The following is a 15,235-nucleotide window of genomic DNA, read 5'->3' on the forward strand; positions in this document are numbered from 1 at the left end:
CAGCCTAGTCAGGGCAAAAACGCGCCGCCAGTACCGGGGCACGGTACTGGCGGCGCGTTCAGGAATTGTTTACTTCTTGGGGCTCGCTGCCGATTCGACAACCAGCTTGCCGGAGACGATGTCCGCCTTCAGGGCATCGAGTTCCTTCTTGGTGTCAGCGGAAACAGCGGAGTCGAGATCGTGGAACGGAGCAATGGCAACGCCGTCGTTCTGCAGCGTGCCAACGTAGGCCGTGTTGCTGAACTTGCCGTCCTTGTCGTCCTTCACCACGGTCTCCACAGCTTCGTCCATCTTCTTGACCACGGAGGTCAGCATGAGGTCCTTGTACTCGGGAGCCGTGAGGTAGCCATCGGAGTCAACCCAGATGAGCTTGACGTCCTTACCGGCTGCCTTGGCTTCCTTCAGCGCAGCGCCTGCACCCTTGCCGACCGGGCCGGCAACGGGCATCACGATGTCCGCACCCTGGTCCAGCAGGTTGATGGTGACCTGCTTGCCGGTGTCCTGCTTTTCGAAGTCTCCCGTGAACGAGCCGTCCTGGGTCTTCTTGTCCCAGCCGACAACCTGGACGGACTTGTTCTTTGCCTTGTTGTAGGCCTGGACGCCGTCGTAGAAGCCGTCCATGAAGATGGTGACCGTGGGGATCTTGATGCCGCCGAAGGTACCAACCTTGCCGGTCTTGGTAGTGGCCGCAGCAGCGTAGCCGGCCAGGTAGGCGGCCTGCGCGGTGTCGTAGACAACCGGCTTCACGTTGGCGATCGGAGTCTCGTACGTGTAGTCGATGATCGCGAAGTGCTTGTCAGTGTTCTTCTCTGCAGCGGCCTTGGTGGCATCGCCCAGGAGGAAGCCGACGGTGACCGTAAGGTTGCAGCCAGCGGAGATCATGCCGTTGAGGTTGGTCTCGAAGTCGCTGTTGGCCTTGGATTCGGCGGACTTCATGGTGATGCCAAGGTCCTTCTCGGACTTCTTGAGGCCTTCGAAAGAGGACTGGTTGAAGGACTGGTCATCGAATCCACCGGAGTCGGAGACGATGCATCCCACATAGTCGCTCTTGGTGGCGGCACCGGATCCGGCGTCGGGAGCCTGGCCACAGCCGGTCAGCAGGAGCGCTGCTGCGCCGACGGTTGCAACACCGGCCATTGAACCGCGCTTCAGGGTGGCACGCAGTGGTTTCTTCAATTTTCCTCCAGGAAGAAAGTGATTGGCGCTACGACGGATGGTCAATGAGTGTCCGTTTCCTATACCTGAGGCAGAAATTCTGTTTTCACTGATGCTCGCAGCTGCGCCTAGGCGCATTGATGGAAACAACACTAGTGTCCTAAAACACACCCGGATAGCACATCGCGGTCCCCGAGGGCAGATTGTTGACCTTTTGTTACCAAGCAGTAGCCGGGTGCGCAAGTCACACCCGGCTACTGCTTGGTAAATCCGCGTTGCTAGAGCCGGACGAGCATCTTTCCGGTGTTTGCTCCGTCCAGCAGGTCAATGAAGGCCTGCGGTGCGTTTTCCAGGCCATCGACAATCGTCTCGTCGTAGCTGACGCTGCCATCGGCAAGCCAACCGGCCATCTTCTGCGCGAACTCGGCCGCGTGCTTGCGCTGTCCGCCCACCAGGAAACCGCGCAAGGTCAGCTGCTTGCCGATAGCGACGGCCAGGTTGCGGGGAGCAACCGGCGGCTCGGTCGAGTTGTACTGGGCGATCGCACCGCACATGGCCACACGTCCGCCCACCGTCAGGGTGGCCAAAGCTGCTTCGAGGTGTTCGCCACCGACGTTGTCGAAGTAGACGTCGATGCCGCGCTCCCCCGCCGCCTCGCGGAGCTGGTCAAGCACCGGGGCGTCGTTGTAGTTGAACGCAGAGTCGAAGCCCAACTCCAGCAACCGGGCAACCTTCTCGGCCGACCCGGCGCTACCGATCACCTTGGACGCGCCCATGGCCTTGGCGATCTGGCCCACCATGGAGCCAACAGCCCCTGCCGCGCCGGAGACGAACACGACGTCGCCTTCCATGAACTCCGCCACCTTCAGCAGGCCGGAGTAGGCAGTCAGGCCCGTCATGCCCAATGCGCCGAGGAATGCGGAGGTGGGTGCAAGCCCACTGGGAACCGGGGTGGTCGCTGCGGCATCCACCACTGCGTGTTCGCGCCATCCGAGGGAATGCACGACGACGTCCCCCACCTTGTGCGCTTCCGAACGGGACGCAATCACCTCACCCACGGCACCGCCGTCGAGCGCTGCATCGATCTGGAACGGAGCCGAGTAGGACTTCACGTCGTTCATGCGGCCACGCATGTAGGGGTCAACGGACATGAACTGGTTCTTGACCAGGATCTGTCCTTCGCCGAGTTCAGGCAGTCCGGCCGTGGCCAGGCGGAAGTTCTCCTGTGCCGGGCGGCCTACGGGACGGGATGCCAGCTGGATTTCGCGGGTCTCTGCGGGAGTGGAAACGGCGCTCATGCTGCGAACTCCACGAGCTTGAGGTCTACGGCCATGTTGCCGCGGGTGGCGTTGGAGTAGGGGCACACCTGGTGCGCTTTGTGCATGAGCTGCTCGGCCGTTTCACGGTCCAGGGCGGGCAACGCGATTTCCAGTTCAGCGGCGAGGCCGAAGCCTTCACTGTCCGTCAGTGCGCCGATGTGGATCCTGGCCGCGACAGCAGAGTCCGTCAGGTCCACGCGCTCCTTGCGGCCCACCAGGCGAAGCGCAGAGTGGAAGCAGGCAGCGTAACCGGCAGCGAAGAGCTGCTCCGGGTTGGTGCCTTCGCCATTGCCGCCAAGCTCCTTGGGGCTGGCGAGGGCGACGTCCAGCTTGCCATCGTTGGTACGGGCGTTGCCGTCACGGCCTTCGCCGGAGGCCAGGGCCTCAGCAGTGTAAAGAGTCTTCATGGTGGTTCCGTTTCTCTTCGGTAATGGGTGGCTTGGAAAATTCTTAGAGTGAGCTGTTCAAGGCCGTGGTGAGCTTGCCAAGCGTGGCGTGGAGTTGCTGGATCTCCGCGGCGGACAGTCCCGCAGCATCGGCCAATGCCTGGGGCACGGCCTGGGCGCGGGCACTGAGTTCCCTGCCGGCGTCGGTCAGCACAACGTCAACCCGGCGCTCGTCCTGAGAGGACCGCTTACGCTCCACCAGGCCCAGGCCCTCAAGGCGCTTGAGGAGCGGCGAAAGCGTGCCGGAATCGAGGCCCAGTTCGGCGCCCAGTTCGCGGACGCTGCGCGGTTCCTGCTCCCACAGCACCAGCATGACCAGATACTGCGGGTAGGTCAGGCCCAGGTCCTCCAGCACGGGGCGGTAGACCGCTGTGGCTGCTTTGGACGCCGAATACAACGCAAAGCAGACCTGGTGGCGGAGGCGGGGAGCATCACTCATGAATAAAACGATAGTGCACAATTCAATTGTGCACAACTCAATTGGCCGACACTAACCCGAACAGCTTGCCGATAAGCGAGTTTTTGAGGGGAAAGAACGCGCTTGACGGCTTGGTTGAGGTTAGGACTCCAGGTCGCGGATTGTCCGCAGGGCAGCGCCGGTAAGGACCCGCACCGCGTATCCAAGCGCACGCTCATCCACAATGAAATCGCCGCGGTGAAGGTCATACTCCTCGCCGCCAGGGGTATGCGTCCCAAGCCGCATCATGGCTCCGGGAAGATCCGCGAGGAACCACGCGAAATCTTCTCCGCCCATGGACTGCGGGGTCAGGACCACGGCGTTCTCGCCAAGTTCCGCCCGCGCGGAAGCCTCGATCAGGGCGGTCTCATGCTCGGAGTTGACCACCGGCGGCACTCCGCGGGTGTGTTCCAGGTGCACATCAACGCCGTAGGGTGCTGCCACCTGCTTGACGACGTCGTCCAGCAACTCGCCGGCACTGTGCCAGGCGTCCCGGTCCAGGCAGCGCATGGTGCCGGCCATGTAGCCGGACGCCGGGATGGCGTTAGGAGCCGATCCGGCAGAAATCTGGCCCCACACCACTGAAACACCGCTGCGGACATCCACCCGGCGGGAAAGAACAGCCGGGACGTTGATGGCGATCTGCGACAAAGCGAAGACCAGGTCTTCGGTCAGGTGCGGCCGTGACGTGTGTCCGCCACGCCCGGAAAGTTCAATTTTGATGGTGTCCGACGCCGACGTGATCGCACCAATGCGGGTGCCGATCTGGCCCACGTTGATCCGGGGATCACAGTGCAGCGCCAGGATACGGGGAACCCCTTCCAGCACACCCTGCTCGATGCAGGACAAGGCGCCTCCGGGCATGGTTTCCTCGGCGGGCTGGAAAATGATGCGTACCGTGCCGCCCAACGGATTGTTCTTGTGCATCCGGTGCAACACCAGGGCAATGCCCAGCATGGTGGTGGTGTGGATGTCGTGCCCGCAGGCGTGGGTGACGCCGTGATTCTTCGAAGCGAACGGAAGGCCGGTCTCCTCGATGATGGGCAGGGCGTCAATGTCGCCGCGGAGTGCTGTGGCAATGGGCCCTTCGCCAACATCCACAGTGAGCCCGGTGCCCTCGAGCCGGCGTGGCTTCAGGCCCGCTGCCTCGAGGCGCTCTACGAGCTTGTCGGTGGTCCTGAATTCCTTGAAGGACAGTTCAGGGTGCGCATGGAGGTCACGCCGGAATTCGATGAGTCCGGGCAGGAATTCGTCAACCCACGGACCAACAACGGGAGTGGGCTCGGTTTCAGTCGTGTAATTGCGCACGTCACAACTCTAGCCATGCACGGCCTCCGAAGAACGAAAGCCACCTCTTGGTTACGCTGCGTTCAGACGCAGGGCAACCAAAGAGGTGGCTCACGGTATAAGCAGATGCGTTACAGCACGTCCGTGTCGCCGCTGGCTTTGAGGGCGTCGACGGTGCCCTTGACCAGTTGCGCGTGCTCCTTCGTGGTCACCAGCAAGGCGTCGGGGGTGTCCACGATGACCACGTCCTTGATGCCGATCAGGGCAATGACGCGCTTGGTGTCGGAAACCACCACGCCACTGGCATTCTCCGCGAAGACGCGGGCGCCCTCGCCCAGGACGGTGACTTCGTCGACGTCGCCGGCGTTGTTCAGTCGACCGATCGCGGCGAAGTCGCCGACGTCGTCCCAACGGAAAGTGCCAGGCACGACGGCGACGTCCCCGGCTTCCGCTGCGGGCTCAGCCACGGCGTAGTCGATGGCGATCTTGGGCAAGGTTGGCCAGACACGGGCCTTGACCTCGTCACGCTGGGGCGTGTCCCACGCTTCGGCGATCTCCTGCAGGCCCGCGAAGAGCACCGGCTGGTTCGCTTCGAGGTGCTTGAGCATGAGTGCGACAGGCGCAACGAACATGCCCGCGTTCCAGACGTAGTCCCCGGCTTCGAAGTACTTGTTGGCCACTTCCTGGCTGGGCTTCTCAACAAACTCGGCCACGGCCATGGCATTGGGGGCACCCTCGACGTTCAGGGCCGCGCCTGAGCGGATATAGCCGAAGCCCGTTGACGGGTGCGTGGGCTTAATGCCGATGGTGACGATCTTGCCCTTGGCAGCTGTATGGATCGCCTCCCGCACGGCCTCCTGGAAAAGGTCGTCCGGGCTGATGACCTGGTCTGCGGCGAAGGAACCCATGATGGTCTCCGGATCGCGCCGGTGCAGGATCGCGGCGGCCAGCCCGATGGCAGCGCCGGAGTCTTTGGGCTCGCTTTCGAGGACGAGCTCGTCATCCCCTACCTCAGGCAGTTGGCGGCACACAGCGGCACGGTGCGCTTCACCGGTGACCACCAGCACGCGGTCTCCGGCCAGCGGCTCGAGCCTGTCATAGGTGGCCCTCAACAACGTGCTGCCCGAACCGGTCAGGTCGTGGAGGAACTTGGGCGCAGCGGCACGCGAGAGTGGCCACAGCCGGGTCCCCACACCGCCCGCCGGAATGACCGCGTGAAAGCGGTCCAATGGCGATTCCGGGTATTTCGCGTCTTCTGTACTCACCGCAACACTTTATCCTGTGCAAGCAGGAAGCCCCGCAGAACGCCACGCATGTGGCGTTCGTCTCAGGCAGTTCCCAAAATCGCCTGAATCCGGGCAGGAAACATGGAATTAACAAGCAGAGAAGTCCGTCCTAAATTGAATATGCTGTGAGCGAAGCCTAGATTTAGGCGTGAGCTACGAGTGCTCTCGCAGCAGGCGTTCCCCCCGCATGGATCCCATGCCAGCGCCGCTGTGTTGCAGGAAGGTTTAATCAGTGCCGACAAAACCAGCTGGCACCTTGTACCGCGGCCGTGAAGGCATGTGGTCCTGGGTTGGACACCGTATTACCGGTGTAGTGATCTTTTTCTTCTTGTTGGTCCATGTGCTGGACACCTCATTGGTGCGCGTGTCCCCTGAGGCCTACACCGCCGTCATCGGCGCATACAAGAACCCCCTGATGGCCCTGGGTGAAACGGGCCTGGTCGCAGCGATTATCTTCCACGCCTTCAACGGCCTGCGTGTGATCGCCATCGATTTCTGGAAGAAGGGCGCGAAGTACCAGCGCCAGCTGCTGTGGATCGTGCTTGCACTGTGGCTGGTCACGTTCGCCGGCTTCGCCATCCGCCACCTTTCCCTTGCGCTGGGAGGCCACTAAGCCATGACAACCATCGAATCCCCGCGCAGCGGGAAAATCGGGAGCGGCAAGATCGCGCCGAAGTACAACCGCAGCGGTTCCAGCCGCGGCAACTTCGAGATGATCGCCTGGCTCTTCATGCGCCTCTCCGGCATCGTCCTGGTGGTGCTGATCTTCGGCCACCTCTTCGTGAACCTGATGGTGGGCGAGGGCATCCACGCCATCGACTTCGGCTTTGTTGCCGGCAAGTGGGCCGATCCCTTCTGGCAGTTCTGGGACCTGGCCATGCTGTGGCTTGCCATGCTGCACGGCACCAACGGCGTCCGCACCATCATCAACGACTACGCCGAGAAGGATTCCACTCGCTTCTGGCTCAAGATGGTCCTTTACGCGGCCACCCTGGTCATCATCATCCTGGGCACTCTGGTGATCTTCACCTTCAACCCGTGCCCCGTCGTCGACGGCGTTCAGCTGCCTGGCGGATTCTGCCCGGCCCCGTAGCGGGCTGTGCCACAGCGGCGGTCCGGTCCTCCTTGGAGTAAACCGGTTCGCCGGACGTAGCGGAGCAGCCTCCGCCGACCATCTGAATTTTGAAAGAGAGAGCATCTGGTATGCAGGTCCATAAGTACGACGTCGTCATTGTCGGTGCAGGTGGCGCCGGCATGCGCGCCGCGATCGAGTCCGGTCAGCGCGCACGCACAGCGGTACTGACCAAGCTCTACCCCACCCGTTCGCACACTGGTGCGGCACAGGGCGGTATGTGTGCAGCACTGGCTAACGTCGAAGAAGACAACTGGGAATGGCACACCTTTGACACCATCAAGGGTGGCGACTACCTGGTTGACCAGGACGCAGCCGAGGTCATGGCGAAGGAAGCCATCGACGCCGTGCTGGACCTGGAAAAGATGGGTCTGCCGTTCAACCGCACGCCTGAGGGCCGCATTGACCAGCGTCGCTTCGGTGGCCACACCCGCGACCACGGCAAGGCTCCTGTCCGCCGTGCGTGCTACGCAGCTGACCGTACCGGCCACATGATCCTGCAGACGCTGTACCAAAACTGCGTCAAGCACAACGTTGAGTTCTACAACGAGTACTACGTCCTGGACCTGCTGATCGTCGAAGAAGACGCAGTACGCGAAGACGGTACGCCGTACAAGCAGAAGCGCGTTGCAGGCGTTGTCTCCTACGACCTCGCTTCCGGCGAACTGCACGTCTTCCAGGCCAAGTCCGTGGTGTTCGCCTCCGGCGGTGCCGGCAAGGTCTTCAAGACCACCTCCAACGCCCACACCCTCACCGGTGACGGCATGGGCATCGCGTTCCGCCGCGGTATCCCCCTGGAAGACATGGAGTTCTTCCAGTTCCACCCGACCGGCCTCGCCGGCCTGGGCATCCTCCTCACCGAGGGTGCGCGTGGTGAAGGTGCCATCCTGCGTAACTCCGAGGGTGAGCGCTTCATGGAGCGCTACGCCCCCACCATCAAGGACCTCGCACCCCGTGACATCGTGGCCCGCGCCATGGCCAACGAAGTGCGTGAAGGCCGCGGCTGTGGTCCGAACAAGGACTACGTCCTCCTGGACCTGACCCACCTTGAGCCTGCGCACATCGAGGCCAAGCTTCCGGACATCACCGAGTTCGCCCGCACCTACCTGGGTGTGGAACCGTTCACGGATCCGGTTCCCGTGTTCCCCACCGCGCACTACGCCATGGGCGGCATTCCGACGAACATCACCACCGAGGTGCTGCAGGACAACGACACGATCGTGCCGGGCCTCTACGCAGCCGGTGAAGTTGCCTGTGTTTCCGTGCACGGCTCCAACCGCCTCGGCACCAACTCGCTCCTGGACATCAACGTGTTCGGCAAGCGCGCCGGTATCGCCGCTGCGGAGTACTCCAAGACGGCCGACTTTGTTGAGCTGCCGGCTGACCCCGAAGCCATGACCCGTGGCATCCTGGACCGCCTGCTCACCGGCAACGGCACTGAGCGTGTTGCGCAGATCCGCAAGGAACTGCAGGACACCATGGACGCCAACATGCAGGTGTTCCGTACCAAGGAATCGCTGGAGCAGGTCCTGCGCGACATCGCATCCTTCGAGGAGCGGTACAAGAACGTCACGGTCCAGGACAAGGGCAAGCGCTTCAACCTGGATCTCCTGGAAGCCGTTGAGTTGGGCTTCCTCCTGGACATGGCCAAGGTCATGACCGTCGGTGCGCTGCACCGTGAAGAGTCACGCGGTGGCCACTACCGTGAGGACTTCCCGGACCGCGACGACGAAAAGTTCATGAAGCACTCCATGGCTTACCTGGACAACACCGTCACCGCCGCGTCCTCGGCGGAATCTGTTGCGGGCATCCGTCTCGAGACGAAGCCCGTCATCTTCACCCGTTACGAGCCGATGGAGCGTAAGTACTAATGACGACCGAAATGGCAGAGCCCGCTTCCAAGATCGAGCTCCCGGCAAGCGTTGCCGGCGACGGTGAAATCCCCACGTTCCACATCACGCTTCGCGTACGTCGCTACGATCCGGAAATCTCGGACGAGGCACGCTGGGACGACTACAAGCTGACCATGTACGGCACGGACCGCGTGTTGGATGCCCTCCACAAGGTCAAGTGGGAGATCGACGGAACTGTTTCCTTCCGCCGCTCCTGCGCCCACGGTGTCTGTGGTTCCGATGCCATGCGCATCAACGGCCGCAACCGCCTCGCCTGCAAGACGCTGCTGAAGGACCTGGACACGTCCAAGCCCATCACCGTCGAGCCGATCAAGGGCCTCCCCGTGGAGAAGGACCTGATCGTGGACATGGAACCCTTCTTCCAGTCCTTCCGCGAAGTCATGCCGTTCCTGATCAACAAGGGCCACGAGCCCACCAAGGAACGCCTGCAGTCCGTCGAGGACCGTGAGCGCTTTGACGACACCACCAAGTGCATCCTGTGTGCCGCCTGCACCTCGTCCTGCCCGGTCTTCTGGACCGACGGCCAGTACTTCGGTCCGGCAGCGATCGTCAACGCACACCGCTTCATCTTCGATTCCCGTGATGACGCCGGCGACATGCGCCTGGAAATCCTCAACGACAAAGAAGGTGTGTGGCGCTGCCGCACCACCTTCAACTGCTCCGAAGCATGCCCCCGTGGCATCCAGGTGACCAAGGCAATCGCCGAGGTCAAGCAGGCCATCCTGGCACGCAAGATCTAGTTAGCCGTTCCCTTAAAGAACAGCACGACGACGGCGCCGCTCACCCCACATGGTGACCGGCGCCGTCGTCGTTAATCACCGTCAGCAAACCGGTTATCGCACCACAAGGAGACCAGCGTGTCACGCTCTGAGAAGATCAGTTTCACCGGAAGCACCGGCGACACGCTGGCCGGCATCGTGGACGTCCCTGAGGGTCCCGTCCGCGGTTGGGGCCTGTATTCGCACGGCCTGACCCTTGGCAAGGACAGCCCCGCTGCCTCCCGCATCTGCAAGGGGCTCGCAGAGCAGGGAATCGGGATGCTGCGGTTCGACAACCTTGGCCTGGGTGGATCCGAGGGAGAGTGGTCTGCGGGCTCGTTCAGCGTCAAGGTGGCTGACACAATCCTGGCTGCCGGGTTCATGCGCGAACAGGGCCGCTCGATTTCGTTGCTGGTAGGCCACTCCTTCGGCGGTGCCGCTGTCCTGGCCGCGGCCCGCGATATCCCCGGGCTCAACGCAGTGGTGACAGTTGGCGCGCCCTACGAGCCCAAGCACGTCGAGCACATGTTCGACGCCGAGATCGAATCGATCCTGCGCGATGGCAGTGCCGTGGTGGATCTGGGCGGACGGCCCATGGAGGTCCGCAGGCACTTCGTGGAGGATGTGGAGCGGGCGGACCTGCGCGACTGCATCCGGACCCTCCACAAGCCGCTCATGGTGATGCACTCCCCCACCGACAACACGGTGGGCATTGATAACGCCAGCGAGATCTTCCGCACCGCCCGGCACCCCCGCAGCTTCATTTCCCTGGAGGGCAGCGAACACCTCCTCACGGGGAAGGGCCAGGCAGCGCGGGTGGCCCGCATCATCGGCGCGTGGGCGGATCCGTACCTGGAAGTCTCCTAAAGCAACGCGGGGTCACTTGTGGCCCATGTTCTACCCCTGGACGGGCCAAAAGTGACCCCGCGTTGCTCTTGGCTACTTGCCGATGGCGGCTTTGCTTTCGCTGAGCCACTGTTCCGCAGCCTTCTCGGGAGTGAGCCGCTTGAACAGTACATCGGTGTTGATGCGGGCCGTGATCTCGGAGACCGCCGTTGAACCGGTGGGACCGATGAACGTCGGCGCGAACTCCATCTTGCCGATCTGGTCGATGTACGCTGCCTCGGTCTTGCCCTGTGGCGTCAGGAGATCCTGAATGGCGGTACGCATGCCGGCATTGCTGGGCACACCGCGGTCGCTTTGAACGATCTTAGCCGCGGCCTCGTTGTTGACCAGAAAATTGACCAGTTTGGCTGCTGCATCAGTGTGCTTGCTGCGGGCCGAGATGGTGTAGAACTGCGAGGACTGGAGCCAAATGCCGGGAGTGGGCGTCTCACCCGGCAGCTTGAGCAGTTTCAGCTCGGCGCCGGAGGCTTTGCTGAGGGCCGTCAATGAGTTCGACCACGTGAGCATCATGCCTGCCTGCCCCATGCCCATCAGTGTCTGTTCGGTGCTGACGTTTAGCTTCTCCACTGTTTCGGAGGCGCTGGGGGCTGCACCTGATTCGCTGAGCTTCAGGGAGTAATCGAAGTAGGCCTGAACCGTGTCCTTGTCCAAGCCAAGCTGGCCGTCCTGCGTGTAAAGCGACTTGCCGCGCTGCCGGGCGAAGGCGTCCAGTGAATCGTGGGTCAGGACGGTGGCTGTGCCGTAGGTTCCCTTCGGGCTCTTATCGGTAATGTCCTTCGCGGTCTTGGCGAAATCGTCCCAGGTCCACTTGCTGTCGTCCGGGAGTGCGACCCCGGCGGCCTGGAACACTGCCGGATTGACCACGATGGCCAGCGCATTGGCCCCTGTGGACACACCGTACTGCGCGCCCTTGACCTGGCCATTCTCCAGGGCACCCGGATCCAGTTTAGAGAGGTCCAGGGAATCCTTGACCTTGGACAGGTCCAGCAGCGCTCCCCTGTTTGCGTATTCGGCTGGGTACGCTCCACCCATGGTAATGACGTCGGGAGCGTCGTTTGCAGCTACCTGGGTTGCGAGCTTGTCGAAGTAACCGCTGATATCGCCGTATTCGGGCTTCACCTTGATGTTGGGGTTGGCGGCCTCGAACTCCTTGATGGCTTTGCTGGTGATGTCCGCCCGGGTTGCGTTGCCCCACCAGGAGAACCTGATTTCCACTGGGCCGTTCTCCGGCTGGTTTGAGGACGGGCTGGAGCAGGCCGCAGTGAGGCCCATCAGGCCGAGAGCGGCGACGAAGGCGATGGATTTTCGGATGATACGGAGAGATTTACGCGCCATTGGGTAAGCTTCTTTCAGACTCAAGAAAACGGTTCCTGAAACGTATCAAGGCGGTGTATATTCGTCAATAGTTTGGGGCATGAACTATATCTGCAGCAGAGGAAAACACCGTGTCGCACAGCTTGGATGACATCCAAATAAGGGATCCATTCGTACTAACACTGCCCGCCTCCGGGCGGTATCTGCTCTTCGGCAGTACCGACCGGAACATCTGGTCCGGCCAGGCAACGGGTTTCGATTGCTACGGGAGCCGTGACCTGATCCACTGGGAGGGACCAGTGGCAGCCTTCCGCCCGTCCCCCGGATTCTGGAGCCGAGAACAGTACTGGGCCCCCGAAGTGCACCAGTATCAAGGCCGGTACTTCATGTTTGCCACATTCATTGCACCCGGCCGGCTCCGTGGAACCCAGGTTCTTGCCGCGGAAGCGCCGGAAGGACCGTTCGAACCGTGGAGCGACGGTCCGCTCACTCCGGCAAACTGGCAGTGCCTGGACGGGACCCTCCACGTGGACCAGCAAGGGACGCCGTGGATGGTCTTCTGCCACGAATGGAAGCAGGTGCATGACGGCGCCATGATGGCCCAGCGCCTCAGCCCGGACCTGCGGACCGCCGAGGGCGTGCCGGTGTTCCTTTTCAGCGCCTCGGAAGCGCCATGGTCCCGGGCCTTGGATGTTCCGTCCGCAAAGGACCGGGAGTTTCCTGTCCATGTCACCGATGGCCCGTTCTTGTTCCGGCTCAGCAGCGGCAAACTGATCATGCTGTGGTCCAGCTTCGGTGACAACGGCTATGCCATGGGCATAGCGCGCAGCACCTCCGGGACTGTGCTTGGCCCATGGATCCAGGAGGAAGAACCACTGTGGAACACCGACGGCGGCCACGGCATGATCGGACGCAGGCTCGACGGCGGCTTGTTCCTTACCCTCCACCAACCCAACAAGACTCCGTATGAGCGGGCCGCATTCTTCCCACTGCGGGAACTTGAAGACACCGTTGTCCTCCAACCAGCAACCCAGGAACGGGATCCGCACCGTGCGTAACAACCAACCCATCGACCGCGAGAAACTCGTCCGGCGCCACAACGTCCGGCAGCACCAGCTCGACCCGCGCAGCCCTGTATCCGTCGGCAACGGCGAATTCGCCTTCACCATGGACCTGACCGGCTTGCAGTCGTTTCCGGGCGCCTATCCCGTTGGCGCACGCGACGAGCTGCCACCGGGGACCCTGCTGGGGACCCAAGCGCAGTGGGGCTGGCACTCCGTTCCCTCCCAGCAGCGGCACAACCTTGCAGGTTCCACCGTCATGTATGACTCACCACGGGGTCCTGTCCCCTACGTGGACATGGTGGGCGACATCGTCAACGACCGGGAAACGGGCACGTCAGAGGCAGAAAACTGGTTGCGGGCCAACGCACACCGGTTGGACTTGGGCCGCATCGGACTGCGCTGGCTGGATCACGGCACTGAACGCCCGCTGGACCAGGCGGACATCACAGACGCCGAGCAAACGCTGGACCTGTGGACAGGCGTGGTGACCAGTCGCTTCACACTGGCCGGTTACCCCGTCAAAATCACGACGGCGTGCCACCCGTACCGCGACGAAGTCGCCTTCCGCATTGAGTCGCCCGCCCTCCGGTCCGGCCTGGTAATAGGCGTGGACTTCCCTTACGGTTCCGAAGCTTGGCATGACGCCGCTGACTGGACCAGGCCGGACGCACATTCCACCGTTGTGGGCGTGCCCATGTCCTCTGCCGATGACCAAGGGACGACCGCTTGGCCGGTCTTCCGTGCACTGGACAACTCCCGGTACCGGGCGTTGATCACCGGGCAACGTCTGGGAGTTGAACAGACAGGGCAACACACTATCCGTGTGTCCGGGGAGGACATGGATCCGGGAGCTCCAGACGTGCTGGACTTCGCCGTCTTTTTCACCCCTTCCGGAGACGGCGACTGCATTCCACGTGGCTCTAACCGCTCAACCCCAGCGGCACCCCAGCCCGGCCTCCAAGCGACGGCGGGATACGGCGTCGTGCTTTCAACTGCTGGAATCGTCATCGCCGCCTCCGCGCAGTATTGGCCGCAGTTCTGGTCCTCCGGCGGTGCCTTGGAACTGGAGGCCACGGACGATCCCCGGGCGAAGGAACTGGAACGCAGGATTGTGTTGTCGCAATACCTGACAGCGGTCAACTGCGCTGGTTCCTTGCCTCCGCAGGAAACAGGGCTGGTGTGCAACTCGTGGCGTGGCCGCTTCCACCTGGAAATGCATTGGTGGCATGCCGCGCATTTCGCGCACTGGAACCGGGTGGAGCTGCTCCTGCCGTCCCTGCGGTGGTACTCCACAGTCCTGGACAGCGCTCGGCAGACCGCCAAGGCACAGGGTTTGGACGGCGTGCGATGGCCCAAGCAGGTGGGTCCGGACGGCCGGGAAAGCCCCAGCACCATTGGCACCTTCCTCATCTGGCAGCAGCCACACCCGATTTATCTGGCGGAGCTGGTGTACAGGGCCAACCCCAGCCGCGAGGTGCTGGAGGAGTTCGCGGAGATTGTTTTCGAGTCGGCCGTCTTCATGGCCAGCTTCGCGCATCCCACGTCCCGCGGCTTTGAATTGGGTCCTCCACTCGTGCCGGCCCAGGAAAGCTACGGCTCCATCAGGGCTACGGTCGCCAACCCCACCTTCGAGTTGGCGTACTGGCAGTGGGGGCTCAGAACGGCTGCCGCTTGGCGGGAGAGGTTGGGCCTGGAACCGGTGGAGGAATGGTCGGTGGTAGCGGACGGCATGGTCAAGCCACGGGTGATCGACGACGTGTACGCGGCCATCGACGTCGAGCCGTTCACCATCCGCACCGACCACCCCTCCATGTTGTGCGCACTCGGCGTCCTCCCGCAGACGGACGTGATTGATCCAGCGACCATGCGGGCAACCCTGACGGCTGTGCTTGCCGACTGGGATTGGGGCAGCACGTGGGGCTGGGACTACCCCGTGATGGCCATGACGGCTGCGCGGCTGGAGGACCCGGAAGCTGCAGTGGACGCACTCCTGCTGGACGCCGGGAAGAACACGTTCCTCGCCAATGGACACAACCGCCAAACCGACTCCCTGCCGTTGTATCTCCCCGGCAACGGCGGATTGTTGGCTGCAGTCGCTTTGATGGCAGCGGGTTGGGACAACGGACCTGAGCAGCACGCCCCGGGATTCCCTTCGGACTGGACCGTGAAGTGGGAGGGGCTGGCCGAGGCCCCGTAGC

14 protein-coding genes are annotated in these 15,235 nt (G+C 62.7%); 7 read left to right on the forward strand and 7 right to left on the reverse strand.

Annotated features, from left to right (window positions below):
* Nucleotides 1-69 precede the first annotated feature (69 nt).
* The 6 genes from ABHM97_RS04215 to ABHM97_RS04240 form a co-directional block, all read right to left on the reverse strand.
* Complete coding sequence (locus ABHM97_RS04215) at nt 70-1,176, reverse strand: BMP family lipoprotein (protein ID WP_416404368.1); 1,107 nt, start codon at nt 1,174-1,176, stop codon at nt 70-72.
* 257 nt (nt 1,177-1,433) lie between these two features.
* Complete coding sequence (locus ABHM97_RS04220; RefSeq protein ID WP_349469716.1) at nt 1,434-2,453, reverse strand: NADP-dependent oxidoreductase; 1,020 nt, start codon at nt 2,451-2,453, stop codon at nt 1,434-1,436.
* Nucleotides 2,450-2,881 carry an organic hydroperoxide resistance protein gene (locus ABHM97_RS04225; RefSeq protein WP_062066863.1) on the reverse strand — a complete coding sequence of 144 codons (432 nt, stop codon included), beginning with the start codon at nt 2,879-2,881 and terminating at the stop codon, nt 2,450-2,452. Before ABHM97_RS04225 ends, ABHM97_RS04220 begins: the two co-directional genes overlap by 4 nt.
* A 43-nt stretch (nt 2,882-2,924) precedes the next feature.
* A complete protein-coding gene (locus ABHM97_RS04230; protein ID WP_257368734.1) occupies nt 2,925-3,359 on the reverse strand; it encodes a MarR family winged helix-turn-helix transcriptional regulator in 435 nt (144 codons plus the stop codon).
* 120 nt (nt 3,360-3,479) lie between these two features.
* Nucleotides 3,480-4,685: an amidohydrolase gene (locus ABHM97_RS04235; RefSeq protein ID WP_235519243.1), complete on the reverse strand. Its 1,206-nt coding sequence runs from the start codon at nt 4,683-4,685 to the stop codon at nt 3,480-3,482.
* Nucleotides 4,686-4,795: 110 nt separating this feature from the next.
* Nucleotides 4,796-5,929, reverse strand: coding sequence for a mannose-1-phosphate guanylyltransferase (locus ABHM97_RS04240; protein WP_235519238.1), 1,134 nt, complete (start codon nt 5,927-5,929; stop codon nt 4,796-4,798).
* 253 nt (nt 5,930-6,182) lie between these two features.
* Here ABHM97_RS04240 and sdhC point away from each other — a divergent pair, with 253 nt between their 5' ends.
* The 5 genes from sdhC (at nt 6,183) to ABHM97_RS04265 (ending at nt 10,620) form a co-directional block, all read left to right on the forward strand.
* Entirely contained in the window at nt 6,183-6,563 is a 381-nt protein-coding gene (sdhC, locus tag ABHM97_RS04245; RefSeq protein WP_211713083.1) for a succinate dehydrogenase, cytochrome b556 subunit, read from the forward strand.
* 3 nt (nt 6,564-6,566) lie between these two features.
* Nucleotides 6,567-7,043, forward strand: coding sequence for a succinate dehydrogenase hydrophobic membrane anchor subunit (locus ABHM97_RS04250; RefSeq protein ID WP_235519237.1), 477 nt, complete (start codon nt 6,567-6,569; stop codon nt 7,041-7,043).
* A gap of 110 nt (nt 7,044-7,153) precedes the next feature.
* Complete coding sequence (gene sdhA, locus ABHM97_RS04255; protein WP_257368737.1) at nt 7,154-8,953, forward strand: succinate dehydrogenase flavoprotein subunit; 1,800 nt, start codon at nt 7,154-7,156, stop codon at nt 8,951-8,953.
* On the forward strand, nt 8,953-9,735 hold the full coding sequence (locus ABHM97_RS04260) for a succinate dehydrogenase iron-sulfur subunit (RefSeq protein ID WP_211713080.1): 783 nt from the start codon (nt 8,953-8,955) through the stop codon (nt 9,733-9,735). The genes sdhA and ABHM97_RS04260 overlap by 1 nt, the downstream gene beginning before the upstream one ends.
* A 117-nt stretch (nt 9,736-9,852) precedes the next feature.
* Nucleotides 9,853-10,620: an alpha/beta hydrolase gene (locus ABHM97_RS04265; RefSeq protein ID WP_349469718.1), complete on the forward strand. Its 768-nt coding sequence runs from the start codon at nt 9,853-9,855 to the stop codon at nt 10,618-10,620.
* Between the two features lie 72 nt (nt 10,621-10,692).
* Here the strand turns inward: ABHM97_RS04265 and ABHM97_RS04270 are convergent, their stop codons facing one another.
* Nucleotides 10,693-11,994 carry an ABC transporter substrate-binding protein gene (locus ABHM97_RS04270; protein WP_349469719.1) on the reverse strand — a complete coding sequence of 434 codons (1,302 nt, stop codon included), beginning with the start codon at nt 11,992-11,994 and terminating at the stop codon, nt 10,693-10,695.
* Between the two features lie 110 nt (nt 11,995-12,104).
* Between ABHM97_RS04270 and ABHM97_RS04275 the strand changes: the two genes are divergently transcribed.
* Complete coding sequence (locus ABHM97_RS04275; RefSeq protein ID WP_349469720.1) at nt 12,105-13,031, forward strand: glycoside hydrolase family 43 protein; 927 nt, start codon at nt 12,105-12,107, stop codon at nt 13,029-13,031.
* 109 nt (nt 13,032-13,140) lie between these two features.
* Entirely contained in the window at nt 13,141-15,234 is a 2,094-nt protein-coding gene (locus ABHM97_RS04280) for a hypothetical protein (protein ID WP_349469901.1), read from the forward strand.
* The last annotated feature ends 1 nt before the right edge of the window (nt 15,235 follow it).

Origin of the sequence: Paenarthrobacter sp. CAP02 (assembly GCF_040137855.1) — a bacterium.
GTDB lineage: Bacteria > Actinomycetota > Actinomycetes > Actinomycetales > Micrococcaceae > Arthrobacter.

What these genes read in the sequence shown, in the direction of transcription:
- ABHM97_RS04220 (WP_349469716.1), bottom strand. Translation starts at nt 2,453, where the DNA reads ATGAGCGCCGTTTCCACTCCCGCAGAGACCCGCGAAATCCAGCTGGCA.
- ABHM97_RS04225 (WP_062066863.1), bottom strand. Translation starts at nt 2,881, where the DNA reads ATGAAGACTCTTTACACTGCTGAGGCCCTGGCCTCCGGCGAAGGCCGT.
- ABHM97_RS04230 (WP_257368734.1), bottom strand. Translation starts at nt 3,359, where the DNA reads ATGAGTGATGCTCCCCGCCTCCGCCACCAGGTCTGCTTTGCGTTGTAT.
- ABHM97_RS04250 (WP_235519237.1), top strand. Translation starts at nt 6,567, where the DNA reads ATGACAACCATCGAATCCCCGCGCAGCGGGAAAATCGGGAGCGGCAAG.
- sdhA (WP_257368737.1), top strand. Translation starts at nt 7,154, where the DNA reads ATGCAGGTCCATAAGTACGACGTCGTCATTGTCGGTGCAGGTGGCGCC.
- ABHM97_RS04260 (WP_211713080.1), top strand. Translation starts at nt 8,953, where the DNA reads ATGACGACCGAAATGGCAGAGCCCGCTTCCAAGATCGAGCTCCCGGCA.
- ABHM97_RS04270 (WP_349469719.1), bottom strand. Translation starts at nt 11,994, where the DNA reads ATGGCGCGTAAATCTCTCCGTATCATCCGAAAATCCATCGCCTTCGTC.
- ABHM97_RS04280 (WP_349469901.1), top strand. Translation starts at nt 13,141, where the DNA reads ATGGACCTGACCGGCTTGCAGTCGTTTCCGGGCGCCTATCCCGTTGGC.